We start from the raw sequence: 21738 nt of genomic DNA, 5'->3' as shown, positions 1-21738 counted from the left end.
AAAAATGAATTTTAAAACGATCGTGAAACGTAAATTAAAATATTTCTTGCTAATATTTAAGAATTTTTTTTATAGAAACTATTTTATTTTATATAAAGGAAAGAAAAAATACGATGTTATAGTCTTTGATGATATATTTCCACATCCAATTTCTGGTTTTAGATTTGAAGAATTTAAGTTTCTGCTTACTAATTTTAGAATGTCTAAAGTTGTCGTTCACCCAACTGCTTATGAGATTTTGAATACTCCAGTAAAAAATCATCAGAAACACATTCGTGAATTTGAATCTCAGTTTAATTTAAAGAAGAGAATAGAACTTAGAAAAGGATTTGTCAATATTAATGCGAAAATTTTTTATTGCATTTTTCTTCATAATATCTTTAAAAATTTACACTGGTTAGAAAAACATAAAATACCTTTCATATTTACTTTGTATCCAGGAGGAGGGTTTAAATTAGAAGAAGCCGAAAGTGATACTAAATTAAAAAAAGTGTGTCAATCGCCAATGTTTCGTAAAGTTATTGTTACCCAGCAAATAACCTATGATTATTTATTGAAAAACAATATATGTAGCGAAGAAAAAATAAAATTTATTTTTGGTTGTGTTGTTCCTCAGATTTCGATGATTAAAGATCTAAGAAATAAAAAGAGTTATTTGTTAAATAAAGCAACATTCGATATCTGTTTTTGTGCGGCGAAATATACCCCAACTGGAGAAGATAAAGGCTATGATGTTTTTATTGATTTTGCTAAAGGGATTACTCAGAAATACAGTTTTATTAATTTTCATATAGTGGGAGGTTTTAATGAAAATGATATTGATGTTTCTGATATAAAAGAAAAGATAAAGTTTTATGGATACCAAAATTTTGAAGCTTTAGGTGTAATATATCAAAATATGGATGTTTTAGTTTCTCCTAACAAAGCATTTAAATTGGGAAAAGGTGGATTTGATGGATTTCCTTTGGGGACTGTTGTCGAAGCAACTTTAAATGGAGTTGTGGCTTTAACTACTGATGAGTTTAAACAAAACAGTATTTTTACTCCAGAAGAAGATTTAATTATAATAGATAGTAGCGCAGAATCTATTATGAAACATATTATAGAGTTGATCGAAAATCCAGAGAAATTATATTGTATTTCAAGAAAAGGAATGCAAAAATTTAGAGAAGTGTATTCTAACAAAATTCAAATGGAACCAAGGATTAATTTAATAAAGAATGAAATAGCTGAATAGTAAAATGATAAATGTAACCAAAACTTTTCTTCCTCCGTTGGAAGAATATAGTAAGTTCATTCAACGTGCTTGGGACAATGAATGGTTAACCAATAGAGGAGAACTTGTATTAGAATTAGAAGAAAAGTTAAAAGCATATTTAGGAGTATCTAATATTATTGTTACAAACAATGGCACAATACCATTGCAAATTGCATTAAAACTGTTAGGGAACCAAGGTGAAATTATAACTACTCCGTTTAGTTATGTAGCAACTACAGCTTCAATAGTTTGGGAAAATTGTACTCCAGTATTTGTAGATATCGACCCAGAATATCTAACAATTGATGAAAAAAAGATAGAAGCTGGTATAACAGCTAAAACTACTGCAATTTTGGCAACTCATGTTTTTGGAAATCCTTGCAATGTTGTTGCAATTGAATCAATAGCTAAAAAACATCATTTAAAAGTTATTTACGATGCCGCACATGGTTTTGGAGTAAAATTTAATAATAAGTCAATTTTTGATTATGGAGATGTGAGCACTTGTAGTTTCCATGCCACAAAATTATTTCATACAGGAGAAGGAGGAGCAATACTAACGAACAACCAAGACTTACATCATAAATTGTATTATAGTCATAATTTTGGACATAATGGACCACTAAAGTTTCATGGTTTAGGTATTAACGGAAAAATGTCTGAATTGCAAGCCGCGATGGGGCTTTCTGTTTTTCCTTACATACATAAAATTGTTTCTGAAAGAAAAAAAATAGTAGACTATTACAATGCGAATTTAAACTTAAAGAAAATCCAAACTTTAAAAATAAGACCAAACTCAAGGTGGAATTACAGTTATTATCCAGTTATTTTTGATACAGAACAACAGTTGCTCAAGGTTCAGAAAGTATTAAATGAACATAATATTTTCCCTCGAAGATACTTTTATCCATCTTTAAATACAATTGAGTATACAAAGGGAGTTGAAATGCCAATTTCAGAAAGTATTGCTTCAAGAATTGTGTGTTTACCTCTATATGTAGATTTACAATTGAAGACTTTAGAAAAAATTGTTTTATTAATCAATAATAATTTATGTTAATAATTGGAGCAAAAGGATTTGCCAAAGAAGTTTTAGAGGTTGTAATTCATTCTAATGAAACAGATAATCTCGCTTTTTATGATGATATCAGCAATGATGTTGGCAATGTTCTGTTTGAGAGATTTCCAGTTTTAAAAAATTTTGAAGAAGCGTCGAATTATTTTAAAACTATAGATAATAGATTTACAATAGGAATTGGAAATCCTATTTTGCGAAAAAAAATGTATGATACTTTTAGAAATTTGGGAGGAATTTTAACTTCCTCTATAAGTACAAAATCAAATATAGGAAATCATGATGTAAATATTGGAGCAGGATCTAATATTCTAGCAGGATCTACTATATCAAATAGTGTTGCAATTGGAATAGGAACTATCCTATATTACAATTCAATTGTAACTCATGATTGTACCATAGGAGATTTTGTTGAAATATCTCCTGGAGCAACAGTTTTAGGTAGTTGTAAGATTTCAGATTATTGCCAAATAGGTGCAAATTCCACAATACTCCCCAATCTTAATATCGGACAAAATGTTATTATTGGAGCAGGGACCGTTGTTACGAAAAATGTTCCAGATAATAGTTTAGTTGTTGGAGTTCCTGGTAAAATTATAAAAGAACTAACTTCTCTTAATTTTTAAGGATGGACTCTCATTTAAAAGTTAGTGTTTGCATGATTACTTATGGGCATGAGAAATATATTCGTCAAGCCATAGAAGGAGTATTAATGCAAGAATGTAATTTTGAGGTAGAATTAATTATATCAAATGATTGCTCTCCTGATAAAACGGATGAGATAATTCAAGATATTCTAAAAAATCACCCACGAAAATCATGGATAAAATACTTCAGCCATGAGACTAATCTAGGCATAATGCCTAATTTATTTTTTTCTTTAAAGCACTGTTCGGGAAAATACATCGCTATGTGTGAAGGAGATGATTATTGGATTACAGTGGATAAACTGAAAAAACAGATAGATATCTTAGAAAACAATGAAAATGGCGGTATAGTATATTCTCACACAAAACAGTACATCGAAAAAACGGGCCAGTTTTTAGAACTTCCAGAAAGAGTTGTAAAAAATGAAGAGCATATAATTCCTGAAATGTTAAAAAGCAAATTTATTGAGTTTGCTTCAACAGTTTTTAGAAAAAAAATATTAGATAAGGTAATAATAACTTTAAGAGAAGAACTTAAAGGAAAAGTAATTGGAGATACAAGAATATTATTAGAAACAGTATATAGATCTAAATTATATTATTTGAATGAGGTTACTTCAGTTTATAGAATTTTAGAAGGAAGTGCAAGTCATCCAGTAACCACTGAAAAGTTTATTTTTGCTTTAATAGACTCTTATCTCAGTAGAAAAATTTTCGTTCAAAGAAATAATTTAAATCCAAGTTGGTTATCTGATTCAATTTGTAACACGAACAGAGCATTAATAAACAAGGCTTTTTCATCTGAAAAGTATGTAGATACCCTCAGTTTATTAAAAAACACATTAATTTTAGATACTTATAAATATTGCAAGTTCAATGTCTTTAGACAGAAAATGAATGTAAGTATTTGGATAAAACTTATTCTATCTTTGATTGGAATTGGGGTTTTACGACAAAAATTAAAATGAAAGCAGATCAAAAAATTAGCGTATGTATGATAACATACGGTCACGAAAAATTTATTGAAGAAGCAATAAATGGAGTATTAATGCAGGAAACTGATTTTGAAATTGAATTACTATTATTTAATGACTCCTCTCCTGACGATACCGATCAAGTAATCCAAAGTGTAATTAAAAACCACAAAAGAGGCTCTTGGATCAAATATATAAAGCAAAATAAGAATATTGGTATGATACCAAATTTTCTACAAGCATTAGAAGCTTGTCAGAAAGATTATATAGCATTATGTGAAGGAGATGATTATTGGACTGATCCTTATAAATTGCAAAAACAGGTTAATTTCTTAGAAGAAAATCCAGATTTTAGTATCTGTTTTCATAACGTTACAGAATTAAATACTTTTAATCTTTCTAAACAAAATGTAATACCAAATACAATAGATGATTTAATTTATGATATTCAAGATTATATTTTAAATAATAAAACTGCAACTTGTTCAATTGTTTTAAGAAGGGAGAGTTTAGGTATTTTACCCAATTGGTTTCGTAAATCTCCTTTTGGAGATTTAGCTCTAGTATTATGGATAATGTACAATTCAAACAAAAAAGGATATGTATTAAAAGATAATATGGGCGTATACAGAATTCACGAAAAGGGTATTCATGGAAACTTCCATAAAAGCAATAAGGGGCTAATCAAAGCATACTGGCAGCACATTCAGTTTACTAAACTGATTTCAAAAGAATTTTTAGTCGAAAAAGAATATCAAAAATCAGCTTTGATAAAAATGCTAAATGTGTATAGACTACTTGCAAATTTATATAAAGCTAATAATGATAAATTAAATTTCGTTAAGGTAAGTTTTTGGATTGAGTACTATAAGTTGAAAATTTATTTAATTAGATAAAGAAATATTTAATGGAATTTGAGATTTGATAGTATTGTCTAAATACGACAGCCAAAGACTAATTAATAGTCAATATGTTTACTCTAAATTGAATGACAGTAAGAAAGGTATCAACATTATTCTAAATTAATATTCGAATAATTAATAAATATTACTTTAATCCCAAATAAAATAGATTGTAGATAATGAAAAAAATATTGTTTATTTCACACCAAAATTCATTATCAGGTGCTCCGTTGATTTTACTGTATTTTATACAATGGTTAAGGAAAAACTGTAGCAACTATCAAATTGACTTGTTAGTACTAAGCGAAGGGAAACTTTCCGGCGATTTCAAAAAAAGTGTAAAGAATTACTACAGTATTAATGATTTAAAAAATAAATTAATTTTTCAAAATCAATATCCATCTTTCCTAAAAGTAAAAATTGATAATTTGTTGAATAGTCTTTTCATAAGAAAGCTTAAGAAAGAAAACTACGATATAATATATGGAAACACCATTGTAACTCTGCCAATAGCTTCTAAATTAAAAGAAAATTCAAAATCGGAGTTAGTACTTCATGTTCATGAATTAAGTACCGTCATAAATTTGTTGCTACCCAATTTTAAGAAATTAAAAAATAGTGTAGATAAATTTATAGCAGTTTCAGATTTAGTAAAAAATGAATTGTCTGAAAAATGGGATGTTGAAGCTCATAAAGTAAAAAGGATATATGAATTTTCGAAAGTTGAAGGTATTGAGCAGATTAAAAAAAATGATACTGAAGAATTTGTAATTTGTGGATGTGGGCATGTAGATTGGAGAAAAGGTATAGATTTGTTCATTCAGGTTGCTAATTACGTAATTTCAACGAACACTAATAAGAAAGTTAAATTTATTTGGATAGGCAAAGTTAGTTTGAATGATAAGTTAGTTATCGAAGCTGATTTGCAAAAAATGGGACTATTTGATTTTGTAGATTTTATAGGTGAAATCTTAAATCCTCATGAGTACTTAAAAAAATGTGATGTTTTTTTATTAACATCTAGAGAGGATCCATTTCCACTGGTTTGTATTGAGGTTGGTCTATTAGGTAAACCAATTATATGTTTCGATAAGGCTACCGGTATATCTGAAATACTAGTTAGGGGAGGTGGTTTTGTGGTGCCCTATCTTCAAATAGATAAAATGGTAGAAAAAGTTAGATACTATATAGAGAATCCGGAGTTAGTCTATAAGGATGGTCTTTTAAATCAGCAAAATTTTTCCAATTTTACACCAGATTTAATTTGCCCACAAATATTTGATTTTTTAGAAACATTTGAATGATTAAAATTGTTGATTTATCCTTAAACAAGGTATTTTTTAGCAAAAGGTTTAATTTAATAATTAATTAGCAAATGATTTCTTTAATTATTTGTAGCCGTACTAGCACACTTCCAGAGAGTTTTGATGAGAATATAAGAAATACAATTGGAAGCGAATATGAATTAATATTAATAGATAATTCACAATCTCAATATTCTATTTTTGAGGCTTATAATTTAGGAATCCAAAAAAGTAAAGGTGATATATTGTGTTTTATTCATGATGATATTAGATTCCATACCATAGATTGGGGAAAGAAACTGTTGTTTATTTTTAGATCTGATAAACAAATAGGACTTGTCGGAATTGCAGGTGCCAAAATAAAAGGAACTGTAACATCTGGATGGTGGGATTGTCCAGATCGGTATCGTGTAATAAATATAATTCAGCATACCAAATTGGGGAAATTGGAAAATTGGAATGTGGGTTGGGAAAATAATAATCTTCAAGAGGTAGTAGCAATTGATGGCGTTTTTATGTCAATTTCTAAAGACGATAATTTTCAATTTTCAAAAAAATTTAGAGGATTTCATAATTATGATTTAGATATTTCATTTAAGACTAGGCAAAAAAGAAAAAAGATTGTGGTAACTAATGAGATTCTGTTAGAACACTTTTCAGAAGGAGTAGTAGATGATAAATGGATTGCATCCACATTTAAAATACATAATTACTACAATCGATTATTGCCAATGCAGGTTGGGAATAAAGTAAGTAAGGAGGAATTTGAGAAAATTGATTTTGATAATTTCCAGAAAATGATTTATCTTTCTTTTGTTCATAAAAACCTAGATTTAGCATTTAAAATTTGGTTTAAGTTTTTTTTAAAATGCCCCATGCATACTTATAATAATTATTTTTGGAAAGAATACATAAAATTGATTTACAGATGCTGGCGATAATTATTCCATTTTTTAAACTTACATTCTTTGAGGAGACGTTAGAATCATTGACAAATCAGACGGATAAAAGATTTAAAGTTTATATTGGAGATGATGCAAGTTCAGAGGATTGTTCAGCCATAATCGAAAACTACAGAGAAAAGATAGATTTGGTTTATCATAGGTTTGAGTCAAATCTTGGTAGTATTTCATTGACAAAACAATGGAATCGCTGTGTAGAACTTTCTCAGAATGAAAAATGGCTTATGCTACTTGGTGATGATGATGTTTTAGGAAATAATGTAGTTCAGGAGTTTTATAATTTTATAAATTCAACTAATAAGGATCCTGAGTTAATTAGATTAGATTTGAGAGTTATTGATGGAAAAGGAGAAATAAAAAGTCAAACATTTTATCATGATAATTATGAAACATCTGAAAAATTACTGGATCAAATGCTTTTAATGAAAGAAACTATAACAGCAAGTGAATTTATATTTAGGCGTGATGTTTATAATAAAAATCAAGGCTTTGTCGAATTTCCATTAGCGTGGTTTTCAGATTATGCTACATGGTTAGTTTTTAGCAAAGACAAAGGGATTTTTTACATTAAAAATGCATCTGTTTACTGGAGACTTAGTGAATACAATATATCCTCTGTACTATCAAACGAGAACAATATTGGCTTGAAAATAAAAAGTCTATTTATGTTTATGTACTTTCTTCAGAGTAATTACAATATAGATAAAAAAAGATCAAAACATTACACTCATTCGCAGCTAGTTAATTTTTTTGGTAATATTTCTGATTTTGTAAAAATTAGAATTTTAAGTAAGGAACTGTTTAAGTTCAAGTACAGATTAGCAGATATAATCATAATTGAATTCATTTTTGAAAGACTAAAACGAAAAAAAATAAAAAAATTATGGAAGTATTTGTACCGCATTTAAAGGATAGAAATATTTACCTCGATGAGATTATTAATTTTTCAAATTGTACTTTCATATTTAATGACTTCAATAGTTATGAGACTACTTATGAAATTGTAAATATTCAATTTCCTGAAGCTATTTTTAAATGGATTGTTCCCTCTGATGAGCAGTTAATTGATCTAGAGAAAAAAATCCTAATGTGGAAAAAACATTCAAAGATAATTTATACTTTGAATGATATTAAATCACATTATAATGAGAATAATCAGTACAATCATTTATTTAGGTTGATACAAAAGCATGCCGATGGAGTTATTCACTTGGGAGAATATTCTTTAGCTAAATACAAGTTTCTTTTCTCTCAAAATTGTATACACACCGTTATTTATCATCCATTATATGAGAGTTTGATAAAAGATTTCACAATAGATAGTTTTCAAGAAAAATACAATTTAGATTTTAAAAATAAATATATTGTTTCGGTAATTGGAGAAGTAAGATCAAAGGAGGAAGTAAAATTCATTTTTGAAATTTTTAAAAGAATACCATTAAAGAATAAGTTTCTTGTTGTTCCTAATATGTTAATGTATAATGCGTTGCCAACTTTTTTTCCTTATAGATTTAGAAAAGTGTATAGAAAAATTGAAGAATTTTTGTTTTGCTATCCTCTGCTTAAAAAACAATATTTTTTTGGTTTTAAGTTTGTCGAATATAAATATATGGTGGATTTAGTTAAACAATCTTCTTTGTTGATTATTCCAAGGACTAAAAACTTAAACTCTGGTAATTTATATTTAGCATTAAGTTTTGACAAACCAATGATAATTCCAAAAGTTGGAAATCAAACAGAAATAATAAACTTGTTTAATTTTCCAGCAATAAATTTGAAAACAAAAAATTATAAAGAGGTTATTGATTCTATCGTAATAAATGGAAAACCATTTTTTAAGACGAAAGATTATTTAGAAAAGAAAGAAAAATTTATGCCTAAGAATATAGCAGCACAATATGACCTCTTTTTTTACAAATTGATAAATTATTAAATTATTAAATGAATCCATTAGTATCACTAATTGTTCCATGTTATAATCAAGGTAAATATCTTTTTGATTCACTTGAGTCAGTTAGTAATCAAACCTTTGCAAATTGGGAATGCCTAATAATTGATGATGGCAGTATTGATAATACAAGGGAAATAGCAAAAATATTTACAGATAGAGATTCTCGATTTAATTATTTTTTTAAAGAAAATGGGGGCGTAAGTAGTGCTCGAAATTTTGGCTTAAAAAATGCTAAAGGTGATTATATTCAGTTTTTAGATTGTGATGATGTTTTGGATAGTAGAAAGTTGGAATTGTCGCTAAATTATCTGGAATTGAGTAAAAATAATGATAATGTTAAAATTGTTATCTCAAATTTTAGAATGTTTACAGATAATATTAATGATTCATCTCCTCCTTTTTGTGTTTTAAATCACTCATATTTTAACTTAGAAGGCTTTCTCTACGAATGGAACATATCTTTTTCTCTTCAAATGCAGTGCGGTTTTTTTGAAGCATCTTTATTTAGAACAATTCAGTTTCCGGAAAATTTAACTGCACAAGAAGACTGGATTGTTTGGGTAAGTTTATTTAAGACAGGATGTGAAGCCATTTTTATTAATGAAACACTAGCTTACTATAGAATTAACCCCAATAGTCGAATGTCAACACTTGGCATTGATGATAATAAAATTAAGGTTTTAGAAAGCTTTAAAGACATTCTTACTTATGATGAATATTACAACTTTACTTCTAACCTGATTTCAAGATTATATAAAACGAATGAAGAGATCCAAACTAGGTTAAAGCTATTAAGAAAATCAAACAGTTATCAAACGGTTTTAATGATTAAAAAAATTCTTCGAAAAATAAAATTATTAGGAATATCTGTTTCTTTTTTCAAAGTTATTCTTCACTTTAAGGCAAAATAATGGCAAAACTTACTATTATATTACCAAGTTATAATCATGCTGGATTCTTACTTGAACGTTTACAAAGTGTTTGTGATCAGTCTTATAAAGATTGGGAAGCTATTATAATTGATGATAAATCTACAGATAATAGTGTCGAAATTATAGAAAATTTTATTACGGCCAATCCTGATTTTAAAATTAAGTGGTTTATTATAAATCAGCAAAATTCAGGAAGTGGTTATAATTCATGGAAAAGAGGTATTGAACTAGCCGAAACAGAGTATATTTGGATAGCCGAAACAGATGATTATTCTGCTTTAAATTTCTTAGAGGAGTTAGTTAATATTTTAGAAAAGAACAAAAATGCTTCTTTGGCTTTTTGTGCTAGCAATTATATTGATAATGGTAAAATTATTTATGATTCTTCAAAGAGAACGAAAGACTTAAATGTTAATGAAGAGGAGTATGAAGTAATAAATAATAGTATTTTTTATAAAAGAATGCCATTTAATACATACATAACAAATGGTAGTTGTGTTGTTTTTAGAAAACCTAGTTTAGCTATACCAGATACTATATTTACAAATAGACAATGCTCAGATATTTTTTTATGGTCTTATTTATTAGAGAATAGTTCATTTGTGTTTTTAAATAAAAAATTAAACTTTTTTAGGAGGCATGAAGGTTCAACTTCTTCTTTTTTACAAAAGAATAAATTAGAAACGATTTACCATGAAAATGCTAAATACCTGAATCTATTTAAACAAACTGAAAAATATACTGAATTTATTAATCATTATATTAAATTCTATGTATGGACTCACAAAAGAGATTTTTTGAATACCCGAAGTATTCAAAAAATACAAATTGATAGAAACTTAAGATTTATTTATTTTTATAAATTAATTCAATTCACAATATCTAAAGTTCTAAAAAGATGAGTTCTCCTCTCGTATCAGTTATTATTCCAACTTACAATAGAGTTAATTATTTAACTCAGGCAATAGAGTCTGTTTTTAATCAGACTTATAAGAATTTAGAGCTGATAGTGGTAGATGATGGAAGTATTGGAAATGAAAATAAAGATTTATGTTCTAGTTATAAAACTATAAATTATTTTAAGATTGAAAATTCAGGAGGGCCTTGTAAGCCAAGGAATGAAGGAATAAAAGTCGCAAAAGGGGAATATATTACATTCTTAGATGATGATGATGTTTGGGAGTCTAATAAGATAGCGGTTCTTCTTGATGTTTTAGAAAAAAATCCAGAATTTGGACTGGCTCATCATTACTGCAAATTAATAGATGAAAATAATAACGAATTAAATAGGTACGTTGGAAGGCCAGGAAAATTAGAAGATAAACATGGTGACATATCGATGAAAATGATAGGAAATTATACTGTTAGTGATTACCCTCTTTGTCATAAAGATGTTATTAAAAAAGTCGGTTTTTTTAATGAAGAAATGGTTGCCGCTGGTGAAGATGTTGAGTATTGGAATAGGGCCTCTTTTTTTACAAAATTTTATTTTGTTGATTTGCCTCTTACTAAATATAGAATACATTCTTCCAATAATTCTAAATTGAATGTACAGGAGTATCTAAAATTGAATGTTTTTAACAAAGAGTTTTTAATAAAATATAGACTCGAAAACATTATTTCAAATAAAGATTATAATAGATATATTCAAAAACTGGTGCAAAATCAAATAAAGCTTTTAAAAATGGATTATTTGAAAAGTTTTAATATTTTAAATAAACTTGATTCTTTTTGGTTTTTTAAATGGAGAAATTTGAAACTTATGATTTACATTATAATCAAAAGATAGAAAATATATTAGAAGAAACTAACAAATATTTTCAGAGCTTGTAATGCATTATAAAACTCAGGTTACATTGTAATTGACAAAAGTAATAGACTCATATAGAAATTCTAGAAACAAATATTTAAAATGAGAATTGGCTTTAATCCAAATAAAGACAGATATACAAAAAAGGATGATTTTTTCCATCAGGTGATTATTCCTGTTTACATACCTAGTCAGGATGGATATTTTAGAGAAAGTTTTCAAATTCTAAAATATTGTTTAGAATCTCTGCTAAAGACAATTCATCCGAAAACGTTTGTAACTTTAGTTAATAATGGAAGTAATGCAGATGTAGTTGATTATTTGAATACATTACATAAAAATGGCAAAGTACATGAAGTTATCCATACAACTAATGTCGGAAAGCTAAATGCTATTTTAAAAGGTATTTCCGGACATAATTTTTCGTTTATAACAATATCTGATTGTGACGTTCTTTTTTTAAATGATTGGCAGAAAGAAACGTATAAGGTATTTCAAAATTTTCGCAAAGCAGGCGTAGTTTGTCCAACTCCTTCTTCACGTTCTCTTAAAAATCATACATCTAACATTTGGTTTGATTTGTTTTTTTCAAAATCACTTTATTTTTCAAAAGTCAAAAATCCTAGAGCCTTAAAGGCTTTCGCGCAAAGTATTGGAAATCCAGATTTTTATACTAAAGTACACCTCGAAAAGTATCTAACAGTTTCAAATAAAAATATTAGAGCTGTTGTTGGAGCAGGGCACTTTGTTGCTACTTACCGAAAAGAAGTTTTCGAAAACAACAATTTGAAATATTCGAATTTTGCACTTGGAGGAGATAGTGAAAATAAGTTATTGGATATTCCAGTAATTGAGAAAGGATTTTGGAGACTCTCTACAGAAGATAATTTTGCATATCATTTAGGAAATATAGAAGAACAATGGATGAAAGAAACTCTAGATGAATTAAGTCCAAATAATGATTTAACAGATAAGGCAATTATTTTGAAAAACATGAGGTCTTCAAAATTTGAATATTTTATCAAAAACGTAATCTTTTCAAGAATCATTACACAAAAAAAAATTTGGAGATATTGCATTAGATACAAAGGACTTTCAACGGATGAAGCATTAAAATATAAATGAAAAAATGGATGATTTAATAAAGGTCATATTAATTTCTCAATCACCACTTCCTTATTCAAGCATGGGAAGTTGGACAACATTATATAATAATTATCTGGAGAAAGATCATAAAATTGATTACATCATTTGTCCTGAGCCAGAAAAAAAAAACAATTCAATAAAATATAATTTTGCAGATATTACTTTTTTTCAAAAATTGCGGAGTAGAGTTTTTAACAAAAAAAGATTAGAATATCTAAATGCTTTGCAGAAGATTATTTCTCCAGAAAAAAAATACATAATTCAAATTGTCGATAATTCTGGTATGGTAAAACCACTTCATGATTATTTGATTTCAAAACGAATCAGAGACAATTGTTATATTCAGTTTTTTTATCACGGTTTTTCACCTTACACAAAAATGAATTCCAAAACGCAATTTTATGAATTAGTTAATGAAATAGTTGTTCTGACTCATGATAGCTATAAGGAACATAAAAGAAAAATTAATGTTTTGCCATGTCATTTTTCGGTTCTATACAACGGTGTTGACACTACTAAGTTTAAGAAAATAGCTGATTTGGATAGACAGAGATTAAGACAAAAATTTGGTTTCGAAAATAAAAAAGTTTTCGTTTGGTGCTCGCAAGACAGACCAAAAAAAGGGTTGCATATTATTTTAGAAGCATGGAAAAAAATTTATGAATATAGACAAGATATTCTTTTGGTTATAATTGGCTCTGATAAAATTGAAGATAGAGAGGGCGTGAATTTTTTAGGAAGAATTCCCAACAATGATTTACCCCAATACCTTCAGGCATCTGATTGTTATCTTTTTCCTACCCTTTGGCAGGAAGGTTTCGGACTTAGTTTGATTGAAGCTCTGCACTGTGGAAATTATTGTATCGCATCGGCTTCAGGAGGAGTGCCTGAGGTTTTGCAATATGGAAAGCTGGGTAGATTAATTGAAAGTCCACATTTTGTATCCGAATGGGTTGAAGCCATGAACGATTTTTTAGAAAAAAAGTTTGAAGTTTTAGAAATAAAGGATGATTTATACTCTATCGAATCATGGAAAAATGGAATGAATGAGATTATAGAAGAAGCAAAATTTCGTTTACAAAAGAACAAAGAATGAAAATTGAACAATTAACATTTACGAGGTTCTTAGCTGCCATTTCAATTGTAATTTTTCATTTTGGGAAAAAGAGTTTTTTGTTTAACAATACTATTGTTAAATCTCTATTTTTTAATGCAGATGTTTGTGTAAGCTATTTTTTTATATTGTCGGGGTTTGTGATGATGCTGGCATACGGAAATAAATCTTTTATTTGTGCAAAAGAGTATTTTAGAAATAGATTCTCACGAATTTATCCATTATATTTTTTTGCTATACTTCTTGTCCTTTTTCTCCAAATTCGCATAAAAAATTTTGATTTACTAGGACTAATTTTAAGTCTCTTTATGATTCAGGCATGGATACCTGGATATGTTCTTATATTTAATCCTCCTGGTTGGTCGTTATCTGTAGAGTTAATCTTTTACCTTATTTTTCCTTTTGTATTTAATAGATTTTTTAAAAAAGAGAGAATAGAAAAAATATATCTAATCATTATTGGATTTTGGATTTTAAGTCAAATTATATTTCTAGCGCTTTTTCCTGTTTACAATGACATAAGCAATTTTAAAGATTTTTTAATGTATTCTCCTATCATGCACTTAAATGAATTTTTGATTGGAAATTTGGCAGGATTTATTTTTGTCCGTAAAATTTGGCACAGGATAGGAAATTACGATATACCTATTTTTATATTAAGTATAATACTTTTTTTCGCTTTAAAGCTTCCAATAAATTTTCACAATGGTTTGCTAGCAGTTCTCTTTATTCCTCTGATAATTTTAATTTCTTTAAATACCGGAATTATAACAAAAACTTTTAAAATGAAAAGCTTTGTTTTCTTAGGAGAAATAAGTTACGGTATATATATACTTCAAGTTCCTATTTTTTCACTATTCAGTGCTTATAGCGTAAATAAATATTTCCATATAACTGATCCAACGATTGTATTTTTTTTAAGATTAATAATTTTAATTCTTGTAGCCGCATTATGTTATATTTATATCGAAAAACCAATTCAGGAAAAAATTAGGGCAAAACAAAGAACAACTTCTGTGTTAAGCAATTCAAATTTATAAAAGAAGAAATGAAAACAATTGCCATAATTCCGGCTCGTGGAGGCTCTAAGCGTTTGCCTGAAAAGAATATTCAGTTTTTGGGAGAACTTCCATTACTTGTTCATTCAATATTATATGCGCAGGAAAATAAAGATATTATTGATGAGGTTTATGTTTCTACTGATAATTTGGATATAAAAAAAATTGCACTTCAATTTGATGCTAAAGTTATCGATAGACCAGATTCAATTTCAGGAGATTTAGAACCTACAGTTACTGCTTTAAAACATGTTTTGGAATCAATTGAATCTAATGTAGGAAATGTAGTTTTATTGCAAGCAACGAATCCGTTTCGTCCAAAAGAACTGCTCAAAGATGCTTTTAAAATGTTTAAAGACAATAATTTTGATAGTTTGTTTACAGTTTCTAGAAATCATCAAAAATTTGGAAAGATAAAAAACAATAGATTTGAACCTTTTAATTATGCAATTGGCCAGAGAAGTCAAGACTTAGAACCGCTTTTCTCAGAAAATGGTTTATTGTACATCACAAAAGCTGATTTAATTCATGAAAATATAATTATTTCAGAAAATGCTTTTCCTTTCGAAGTAAATCATATTTTTGCGCAAGTTGATATCGATAATCCAGACGATTTAGATTACGCAAGATATCTGTATCATAAGAAATAAAAACCCCCAAATTCAAGAATTTAATGAATCCACATATTGAAATCGCAGGTCGTAAAATCGGGCTTGATTTTCCGCCTTTAGTAATTGCTGAAATTGGTATTAATCACGAAGGCTCTTTAGAAGTTGCAAAAGAAATGGTTGATGCCGCTTTTAGAGCAGGAGTAGAGATTGTAAAACACCAAACTCATATTGTTGAAGATGAAATGTCGGGAGCTGCTAAAAAAGTAATTCCAGGAAATGCAGATGTTTCTATCTACGAAATTATGGAAAGATGTTCTTTAAGTGAAAAAGAAGAACTGGAATTAAAAAATTATGTAGAAAGTAAGGGAATGATCTTTGTTTCTACCCCCTTTTCAAGAGCGGCAGCAGAGAGATTAAATAAGTTTGATGTTCCAGCTTATAAAATTGGTTCGGGAGAATGTAATAACTATCCTTTACTGGAACATATAGCATCTTTCGGGAAACCAGTAATATTGAGTACCGGAATGAATACAATTGAAAGTATTCAAAAAGCAGTTGCCATTTTTGATAAACATAATGTTCCTGTTGCTTTGCTGCATACTACAAATCTCTATCCAACTCCAATTAACTTAGTGCGTTTTGGAGCAATGGCAGAATTGCAAAAAGCTTTTCCCGATAAAGTATTTGGTTTAAGTGATCATACCTTAAACAATAATGCTTGTTTAGGAGCTGTTGCTCTTGGTGCAAGTATTGTAGAAAGGCACTTCACAGATCATATGCAAAGACAAGGACCAGATATTGTGTGTAGCATGGATGAAAAAGCATGTGCAGAACTTATTGTATCAAGTGCAGAAATTGCTTTAATGCGTGGAGGTACTAAAAAACCTGCTCCTGAAGAACAAGTAACTATTGATTTTGCTTTTGCAACTGTATGTAGTATCAAGTCAATTAAAAAAGGAGAAAATTTATCTAAAGAAAATATTTGGGTAAAAAGACCAGGGACCGGTAAAATTTTAGCAGAACATTTTAACGATTTAATTGGTAAAACTGCATCAAGGGATATTGAAAATGACGAACAATTAGATTTTACTGATTTTGAGTAATTCTGCCAGAAAAATTCTTTTTTTAACAGGAACACGTGCAGATTTTGGCAAAATAAAATCGTTGATTCAAACTCTGGAAAAAGAGGAGGAATTTGAGGCTTTTGTTTTTGTTACAGGAATGCATCTTCAAGAAGTGTATGGTTATACATTAATCGAAATTGAACGTTGTAATTTTAAAAACGTTTTTACATTTGAAAATCATACAGATGAAACTACTATGGATTTGACGTTGGCAAAAACCATTGAAGGATTATCTAATTATTGTAAAAAAATAAACCCAGATTTAATTGTCGTACATGGTGACCGAGTTGAAACTTTGGCGGGAGCTATTGTAGGATCTTTAAATAATATTTTGGTAGCTCACATTGAAGGAGGTGAAATTTCTGGAACAGTCGATGAACTTATTCGTCATAGTGTAAGTAAATTAAGCCATATTCATTTTGTTTCAAATAAAGAAGCTGCAAAAAGACTGCTTCAAATGGGAGAAGTAAAAGAATCTATCTTTACAATTGGTTCTCCTGATATAGATATCATGTTTTCAGAAAATCTGCCTTCTTTGGAAACAGCAAAAAAATATTATGGAATTTCATTCGAAAAATATGCAGTTGTAATGTTTCATCCAGTAACGACTGAGTTTGCTTTGATGAAAAAATATGTCGCCGATTTTGTTGATTCGTTGTTAAAAGACAATCATAATTATATTGTTATTTATCCAAACAATGATTTAGGAAGTCAATATATTCTTAATGAATTTAAAAGATTGGAAGATAATGATAGATTTAGAATTTTTCCTTCGCTTAGATTTGAATATTTTCTAACATTATTAAAAAATAGTCAATTTATTATTGGTAATAGCAGTGCAGGAATTAGAGAAGCTCCGTATTACGGAATTCCAATTATAAATATTGGAACACGTCAACAAAACAGAACGGTTCATGCCGATATTATTAATGTTGATTATTCAAAAGAAAATATATCTGATGCTCTTTCAAAAATAGATTCGCATAAAATCAATGTTTCAAAGAATGATTTTGGAACAGGAAACAGTAGCGAATTATTTTTACAATCATTAAAGAAAAACGATATTTGGCAGCTCAATCACCAAAAACAATTTAGAGATATATAATAGCTGATTTCATCAATACTACTTTACAATATTTATGTTTTTTAACTCTATAGCTTTTGCTATTTTTCTGCCAATAGTTTTCTTTTTGTATTGGTTTGTTTTTAATAAAAACAAAAGCACACAAAATGCTTTGTTGATTATTGCCAGTTATTATTTCTATTCTTGCTGGGATTGGAGATTTCTCTTTTTGTTAGTTTTTTCAACTTTTCTAGATTATTACACAGGAATTCAGATAGAAAAAGGCAAATCAGAAAAAAGCAGGAAATTTTGGTTTTGGCTTAGTATTTTGGTAAATCTTGGTTTTTTAGGATTATTTAAATACTATAATTTCTTTGCCTCTTCGTTTGCCGAATTATTAACTTCAGCGGGATTTAAAGCAAGTCCGATTTTGTTGAATGTTATTCTTCCAGTTGGAATTTCATTCTATACTTTTCACGGCTTATCCTACGTAATTGATATCTATTATAAACGTATAAAAGCCGAATACAATTTTGTAGATTATTCTCTATTTGTTAGTTATTTCCCCCTTTTAGTTGCTGGACCAATAGAAAGAGCAACACATTTATTACCGCAAGTAAAAGTTAAAAGAGAATTTAATTTTCAAACTGCAAAAGAAGGTGTTTACCAAATCGTCTGGGGATTAGTAAAAAAAGTTGTTATCGCAGATACCTGCGCACCTTATGCTAATGCCATTTTTGATAACTATACTTCAATGAATTCCTTCTCGCTTATTTTGGGAGCTATTTATTTTGCTTTTCAGATTTATGGAGATTTTTCTGGATATTCAGATATTGCTTTAGGAGTTTCAAAATTGTTTGGATTAGATTTATTGCGAAACTTTAATTATCCTTATTTTTCAAGAGACATAGCCGAGTTTTGGCGCCGCTGGCATATCTCACTTTCATCATGGTTTAGAGACTATTTGTATATACCATTGGGAGGAAGCAAAGGCGGATTATGGATGAAAATTAGAAATACCTTTATCATTTTTGTAGTCAGTGGTTTTTGGCATGGAGCCAATTGGACTTACATTGCTTGGGGATTTATAAATGCTGTCTACTTTCTGCCATTACTTTTATCAAACAGCAATCGAAACAATATGGATGCAATTCAGTTGAAATTTAATTTTGATTCGATTAAGGTGTTTAGCAGTATATGGTATACATTTCTTTTAACCTGCATAGCATGGGTTTTCTTTAGAGCTAGAACGATAACCGATGCAGTTTTGTATTTAAAACGCATTGTAACCAATAAAGACTTTAGTTTTCAGTACCTCGACAATGAGCGCTATAGTTATGAATTATTGTTAATGATTGGAGTATTTGTTTTGATAGAATGGAATAATCGTACTAAAGTAGAACCGCTTTCAGGGAAAATGAGCATGTTGAAAACAGCTTTAGCAATTTTAGCAATAATGGCGTTTGGAACTTTTTCAGATTACAAAGAATTTATATACTTCCAATTCTAATGAAGAGATTTTTAATTTATACGGCAAAAATTGTTTTAGTAACTGTTTTAATTGCTTTTCTGTTGGATGGTTTGTATACTTACGTTTTTATGCATTCTAATAACAGAGGAAAAATTGAAAAAGTTTTCAATTCTAAGGCACAAAAGTATGATGTTGTTATTCTGGGATCTTCAAGAGCAAATAATCATTTTGTAGCTCAAATGTTTGAAGACAGAGGATTAAAAGCATTTAATTATGGAATGAGCGGAGGACATTTATTCGAAGCTTCTTTAATGTTAAAGCTAATGATAGAACGAAAATATGAAATAAAAAATGTTATTCTTGAAGCTGATCTAAATCTTTCAAATGATCATCAAGCCGAAGGAATTTCAGCAAGATTTTTACCATATATTCATAATTCAGAAATTATAAAAGATCATTTTTCTCATGAATCAGATTTTAATGAGCTTTATTATATTCCTTTTTATAGATATATCAAATATGACAGTAAAATTGGATTTAGAGAAATTTTTTTCATTACTGCTGGTAAAAAAACGAATGCACAAGATAATTTAGGTTATTTCCCTCTTGAGAAGCATAAAAATGGCAATATGAAAAATAATATTGTCAATTTGAATCCGTTAAACCGTAACAAGTATTACGAAGAGATTAGAACTATTTGTAAAAAACATCATATCAATTTTATTCCAGTCATGACTCCTATTTGTGAAAATACTGTTGGAATGAATTATTTTCAGAAAGTAAAGAAAATATATCCAGAGATTTATAACTATGAGAATGTAGTTGTAGAAGATAAATATTTTTCGTCATGCGGGCATATGAGTGATGCGGGATCAAAAAAATTCACAGCCAGAATACTAGAAGACTTTTTTAAGAAATAATGAAAAAAGAAAAGCTGTTATTATTGTTTCCAGATGGAGTAGGAATTCGAAATTATCTCTATTCAAATACGTTTCAGGATTTGGATAAGGATTTAGTCCTATTTCATAATTTTGACTTGGAAACAATAAAAGAAATCGGGAAAAATACCGTAATAGATGAAGACATTTCGATTCCTGAATACAAAGAATCTATAAAAGAAAAATTTCTGCGAGAATTAATCTGTCTTTCGAGATTATATTATAATAATTCGATAATTAATAATCCAACGCTATTAACCAACTGGAATTGGAATCATAAATCGATGTCCAAAAAAATATTTTATAAACTCATTGAATTCCTAGCGCCACGATTTAAAAAATATTCCAGTATTTTAAAATTAGAAAAAAAATATCAGGAAGCGCTACGTGAAAATGATTTTTATAAAGAAGTCAAAAGTATTTTAAAAGAAGTACAGCCTTCTCTTTTGTTTTGTTCTCATCAGAGAGCTTTAAAAGCGGCAACTATTTTTAGGGCAGCAGCCGATTTAGGGATTCCTACCACAACAGTAATCTACTCTTGGGACAATCTGCCTAAGGCCCGTATGGCTTTGAAGGCCGATAGTTATCTTTTATGGTCAGAACACATGAAAAAAGAGCTAAATCTTTTTTATCCTGAAATTCGAGAAGAAAATATTCATGTTACAGGAACTCCTCAGTTTGAATTTTATGATGATCAAGAAAATATACTAGAAAAAGATTTTTTTTATAAAAATTATAATCTAGATCAAAATAAAAAAATAATATGCTTTTCTGGTGATGATGTAAAAACATCTCCTGATGATCCAGATTATTTGAAAGATATTGCACAAGAAATTGTTAGTGCAGGTTTACAAAACCAATATCAAATATTATTTAGAAGATGCCCTGTTGATTTTTCTGGAAGATATGATAAAGTGGTTGAAGAATTTAAAGATCTTATTAAAGAAGCACCGCCTTTATGGTATTTTAATAAATCGAAAGAGTGGAGTGCAGTTTATCCAACTATGGATGATGTTAAATTATTAGTAAGTACTGTATTTTATTCAGATATAGTAGTGAATGTAGGATCTACCATGGCTTTTGATTTTGGAAAGTTTAATAAACCTTGTGTTTTTATTAATTATGATCAAAGTAATAAAAAGAACGAAAATTGGTCAGTAAATACTATTTACCAATTTCAGCATTTTAAAAGCATGTCAGACTTAAATGCAGTTATATGGCTCAATAGTAAGGAAGAAATTATAGATAAAATCATATATAAAAAAGGCTGTAATTCTATTGAAAGCCTAAAACAATGGTCAAATGTTGTTATTGGATCAGAAGATAACTGTGCCACTAATAATATTTTAGAGTTATTAAATAAAATTATCAAAAAATAATAGCTTGCTCACTAAGTTA

The 21738-nt window shown here is 28.5% G+C and carries 21 protein-coding genes; all 21 read left to right on the top strand.

Translation table 11 applies throughout. From position 1 onward, the window contains the following. The first annotated feature begins 4 nt into the window (after positions 1-4). The 21 genes from BM289_RS19165 (at position 5) to BM289_RS19065 (ending at position 21719) form a co-directional block, all read left to right on the top strand. Positions 5-1237, top strand: a complete 1233-nt coding sequence (locus BM289_RS19165; RefSeq protein ID WP_091496557.1) for a glycosyltransferase — start codon at positions 5-7, stop codon at positions 1235-1237. A 4-nt stretch (positions 1238-1241) separates the two neighbouring features. After that, positions 1242-2318, top strand: coding sequence for a DegT/DnrJ/EryC1/StrS family aminotransferase (locus tag BM289_RS19160; protein WP_091496556.1), 1077 nt, complete (start codon positions 1242-1244; stop codon positions 2316-2318). Continuing rightward, the gene (locus BM289_RS19155) at positions 2312-2959 is read left to right on the top strand and encodes an acetyltransferase (RefSeq protein ID WP_091496554.1); all 648 of its coding nucleotides are present in this window, start codon (positions 2312-2314) and stop codon (positions 2957-2959) included. The genes BM289_RS19160 and BM289_RS19155 overlap by 7 nt, the downstream gene beginning before the upstream one ends. Before the next feature lie 32 nt (positions 2960-2991). After that, on the top strand, positions 2992-3948 hold the full coding sequence (locus tag BM289_RS19150; protein WP_208610269.1) for a glycosyltransferase family 2 protein: 957 nt from the start codon (positions 2992-2994) through the stop codon (positions 3946-3948). Further along, positions 3945-4850, top strand: coding sequence for a glycosyltransferase family 2 protein (locus BM289_RS19145; RefSeq protein WP_091496551.1), 906 nt, complete (start codon positions 3945-3947; stop codon positions 4848-4850). Before BM289_RS19150 ends, BM289_RS19145 begins: the two co-directional genes overlap by 4 nt. A gap of 185 nt (positions 4851-5035) precedes the next feature. Beyond that, a complete protein-coding gene (locus BM289_RS19140) occupies positions 5036-6160 on the top strand; it encodes a glycosyltransferase family 4 protein (RefSeq protein ID WP_091496549.1) in 1125 nt (374 codons plus the stop codon). A gap of 71 nt (positions 6161-6231) precedes the next feature. Next, positions 6232-7101 (top strand): glycosyltransferase, encoded by an 870-nt coding sequence (locus BM289_RS19135; protein WP_091496547.1) that lies wholly within the window; start codon positions 6232-6234, stop codon positions 7099-7101. Beyond that, positions 7089-8030 (top strand): glycosyltransferase family 2 protein, encoded by a 942-nt coding sequence (locus BM289_RS19130; RefSeq protein WP_091496545.1) that lies wholly within the window; start codon positions 7089-7091, stop codon positions 8028-8030. Before BM289_RS19135 ends, BM289_RS19130 begins: the two co-directional genes overlap by 13 nt. Next, positions 8006-9055: a glycosyltransferase family protein gene (locus BM289_RS19125; protein WP_091496543.1), complete on the top strand. Its 1050-nt coding sequence runs from the start codon at positions 8006-8008 to the stop codon at positions 9053-9055. The genes BM289_RS19130 and BM289_RS19125 overlap by 25 nt, the downstream gene beginning before the upstream one ends. 8 nt (positions 9056-9063) lie before the next feature. Then, positions 9064-9984: a glycosyltransferase family 2 protein gene (locus BM289_RS19120; protein ID WP_091496541.1), complete on the top strand. Its 921-nt coding sequence runs from the start codon at positions 9064-9066 to the stop codon at positions 9982-9984. Further along, entirely contained in the window at positions 9984-10907 is a 924-nt protein-coding gene (locus tag BM289_RS19115) for a glycosyltransferase family 2 protein (protein WP_091496539.1), read from the top strand. Before BM289_RS19120 ends, BM289_RS19115 begins: the two co-directional genes overlap by 1 nt. Beyond that, a complete protein-coding gene (locus BM289_RS19110; protein WP_091496537.1) occupies positions 10904-11794 on the top strand; it encodes a glycosyltransferase family 2 protein in 891 nt (296 codons plus the stop codon). The genes BM289_RS19115 and BM289_RS19110 overlap by 4 nt, the downstream gene beginning before the upstream one ends. Before the next feature lie 123 nt (positions 11795-11917). Beyond that, positions 11918-12940 carry a glycosyltransferase family A protein gene (locus BM289_RS19105; protein ID WP_091496535.1) on the top strand — a complete coding sequence of 341 codons (1023 nt, stop codon included), beginning with the start codon at positions 11918-11920 and terminating at the stop codon, positions 12938-12940. Positions 12941-12944: 4 nt separating this feature from the next. Further along, positions 12945-14057, top strand: a complete 1113-nt coding sequence (locus BM289_RS19100; RefSeq protein WP_091496534.1) for a glycosyltransferase family 4 protein — start codon at positions 12945-12947, stop codon at positions 14055-14057. Further along, positions 14054-15115 (top strand): acyltransferase family protein, encoded by a 1062-nt coding sequence (locus BM289_RS19095; RefSeq protein WP_091496532.1) that lies wholly within the window; start codon positions 14054-14056, stop codon positions 15113-15115. The genes BM289_RS19100 and BM289_RS19095 overlap by 4 nt, the downstream gene beginning before the upstream one ends. 8 nt (positions 15116-15123) lie before the next feature. Continuing rightward, on the top strand, positions 15124-15783 hold the full coding sequence (locus tag BM289_RS19090) for an acylneuraminate cytidylyltransferase family protein (RefSeq protein WP_091496530.1): 660 nt from the start codon (positions 15124-15126) through the stop codon (positions 15781-15783). Between the two features lie 23 nt (positions 15784-15806). Next, positions 15807-16847, top strand: a complete 1041-nt coding sequence (gene neuB / locus BM289_RS19085) for an N-acetylneuraminate synthase (protein WP_091496528.1) — start codon at positions 15807-15809, stop codon at positions 16845-16847. Continuing rightward, on the top strand, positions 16840-17973 hold the full coding sequence (neuC, locus tag BM289_RS19080; protein ID WP_091496526.1) for a UDP-N-acetylglucosamine 2-epimerase: 1134 nt from the start codon (positions 16840-16842) through the stop codon (positions 17971-17973). Before neuB ends, neuC begins: the two co-directional genes overlap by 8 nt. A 34-nt stretch (positions 17974-18007) precedes the next feature. Further along, positions 18008-19441 carry an MBOAT family O-acyltransferase gene (locus tag BM289_RS19075; RefSeq protein ID WP_091496524.1) on the top strand — a complete coding sequence of 478 codons (1434 nt, stop codon included), beginning with the start codon at positions 18008-18010 and terminating at the stop codon, positions 19439-19441. Continuing rightward, complete coding sequence (locus BM289_RS19070; protein WP_091496522.1) at positions 19441-20322, top strand: hypothetical protein; 882 nt, start codon at positions 19441-19443, stop codon at positions 20320-20322. Before BM289_RS19075 ends, BM289_RS19070 begins: the two co-directional genes overlap by 1 nt. Beyond that, complete coding sequence (locus BM289_RS19065) at positions 20322-21719, top strand: glycosyltransferase family protein (RefSeq protein WP_091496520.1); 1398 nt, start codon at positions 20322-20324, stop codon at positions 21717-21719. Before BM289_RS19070 ends, BM289_RS19065 begins: the two co-directional genes overlap by 1 nt. The last annotated feature ends 19 nt before the right edge of the window (positions 21720-21738 follow it).

Origin of the sequence: Flavobacterium phragmitis (assembly GCF_900112575.1) — a bacterium.
GTDB classification, from domain to species: Bacteria; Bacteroidota; Bacteroidia; order Flavobacteriales; family Flavobacteriaceae; genus Flavobacterium; species Flavobacterium phragmitis.
This window is presented reverse-complemented; position numbering and strand designations above follow the sequence as displayed.

Excerpts from the sequence above, each read along its gene's own strand:
- BM289_RS19165 (WP_091496557.1), top strand. The coding sequence starts at position 5 with ATGAATTTTAAAACGATCGTGAAACGTAAATTAAAATATTTCTTGCTA.
- BM289_RS19160 (WP_091496556.1), top strand. The coding sequence starts at position 1,242 with ATGATAAATGTAACCAAAACTTTTCTTCCTCCGTTGGAAGAATATAGT.
- BM289_RS19155 (WP_091496554.1), top strand. The coding sequence starts at position 2,312 with ATGTTAATAATTGGAGCAAAAGGATTTGCCAAAGAAGTTTTAGAGGTT.
- BM289_RS19150 (WP_208610269.1), top strand. The coding sequence starts at position 2,992 with ATGATTACTTATGGGCATGAGAAATATATTCGTCAAGCCATAGAAGGA.
- BM289_RS19145 (WP_091496551.1), top strand. The coding sequence starts at position 3,945 with ATGAAAGCAGATCAAAAAATTAGCGTATGTATGATAACATACGGTCAC.
- BM289_RS19140 (WP_091496549.1), top strand. The coding sequence starts at position 5,036 with ATGAAAAAAATATTGTTTATTTCACACCAAAATTCATTATCAGGTGCT.
- BM289_RS19135 (WP_091496547.1), top strand. The coding sequence starts at position 6,232 with ATGATTTCTTTAATTATTTGTAGCCGTACTAGCACACTTCCAGAGAGT.
- BM289_RS19130 (WP_091496545.1), top strand. The coding sequence starts at position 7,089 with ATGCTGGCGATAATTATTCCATTTTTTAAACTTACATTCTTTGAGGAG.
- BM289_RS19125 (WP_091496543.1), top strand. The coding sequence starts at position 8,006 with ATGGAAGTATTTGTACCGCATTTAAAGGATAGAAATATTTACCTCGAT.
- BM289_RS19120 (WP_091496541.1), top strand. The coding sequence starts at position 9,064 with ATGAATCCATTAGTATCACTAATTGTTCCATGTTATAATCAAGGTAAA.
- BM289_RS19115 (WP_091496539.1), top strand. The coding sequence starts at position 9,984 with ATGGCAAAACTTACTATTATATTACCAAGTTATAATCATGCTGGATTC.
- BM289_RS19110 (WP_091496537.1), top strand. The coding sequence starts at position 10,904 with ATGAGTTCTCCTCTCGTATCAGTTATTATTCCAACTTACAATAGAGTT.
- BM289_RS19105 (WP_091496535.1), top strand. The coding sequence starts at position 11,918 with ATGAGAATTGGCTTTAATCCAAATAAAGACAGATATACAAAAAAGGAT.
- BM289_RS19100 (WP_091496534.1), top strand. The coding sequence starts at position 12,945 with ATGGATGATTTAATAAAGGTCATATTAATTTCTCAATCACCACTTCCT.
- BM289_RS19095 (WP_091496532.1), top strand. The coding sequence starts at position 14,054 with ATGAAAATTGAACAATTAACATTTACGAGGTTCTTAGCTGCCATTTCA.
- BM289_RS19090 (WP_091496530.1), top strand. The coding sequence starts at position 15,124 with ATGAAAACAATTGCCATAATTCCGGCTCGTGGAGGCTCTAAGCGTTTG.
- neuB (WP_091496528.1), top strand. The coding sequence starts at position 15,807 with ATGAATCCACATATTGAAATCGCAGGTCGTAAAATCGGGCTTGATTTT.
- BM289_RS19075 (WP_091496524.1), top strand. The coding sequence starts at position 18,008 with ATGTTTTTTAACTCTATAGCTTTTGCTATTTTTCTGCCAATAGTTTTC.
- BM289_RS19070 (WP_091496522.1), top strand. The coding sequence starts at position 19,441 with ATGAAGAGATTTTTAATTTATACGGCAAAAATTGTTTTAGTAACTGTT.
- BM289_RS19065 (WP_091496520.1), top strand. The coding sequence starts at position 20,322 with ATGAAAAAAGAAAAGCTGTTATTATTGTTTCCAGATGGAGTAGGAATT.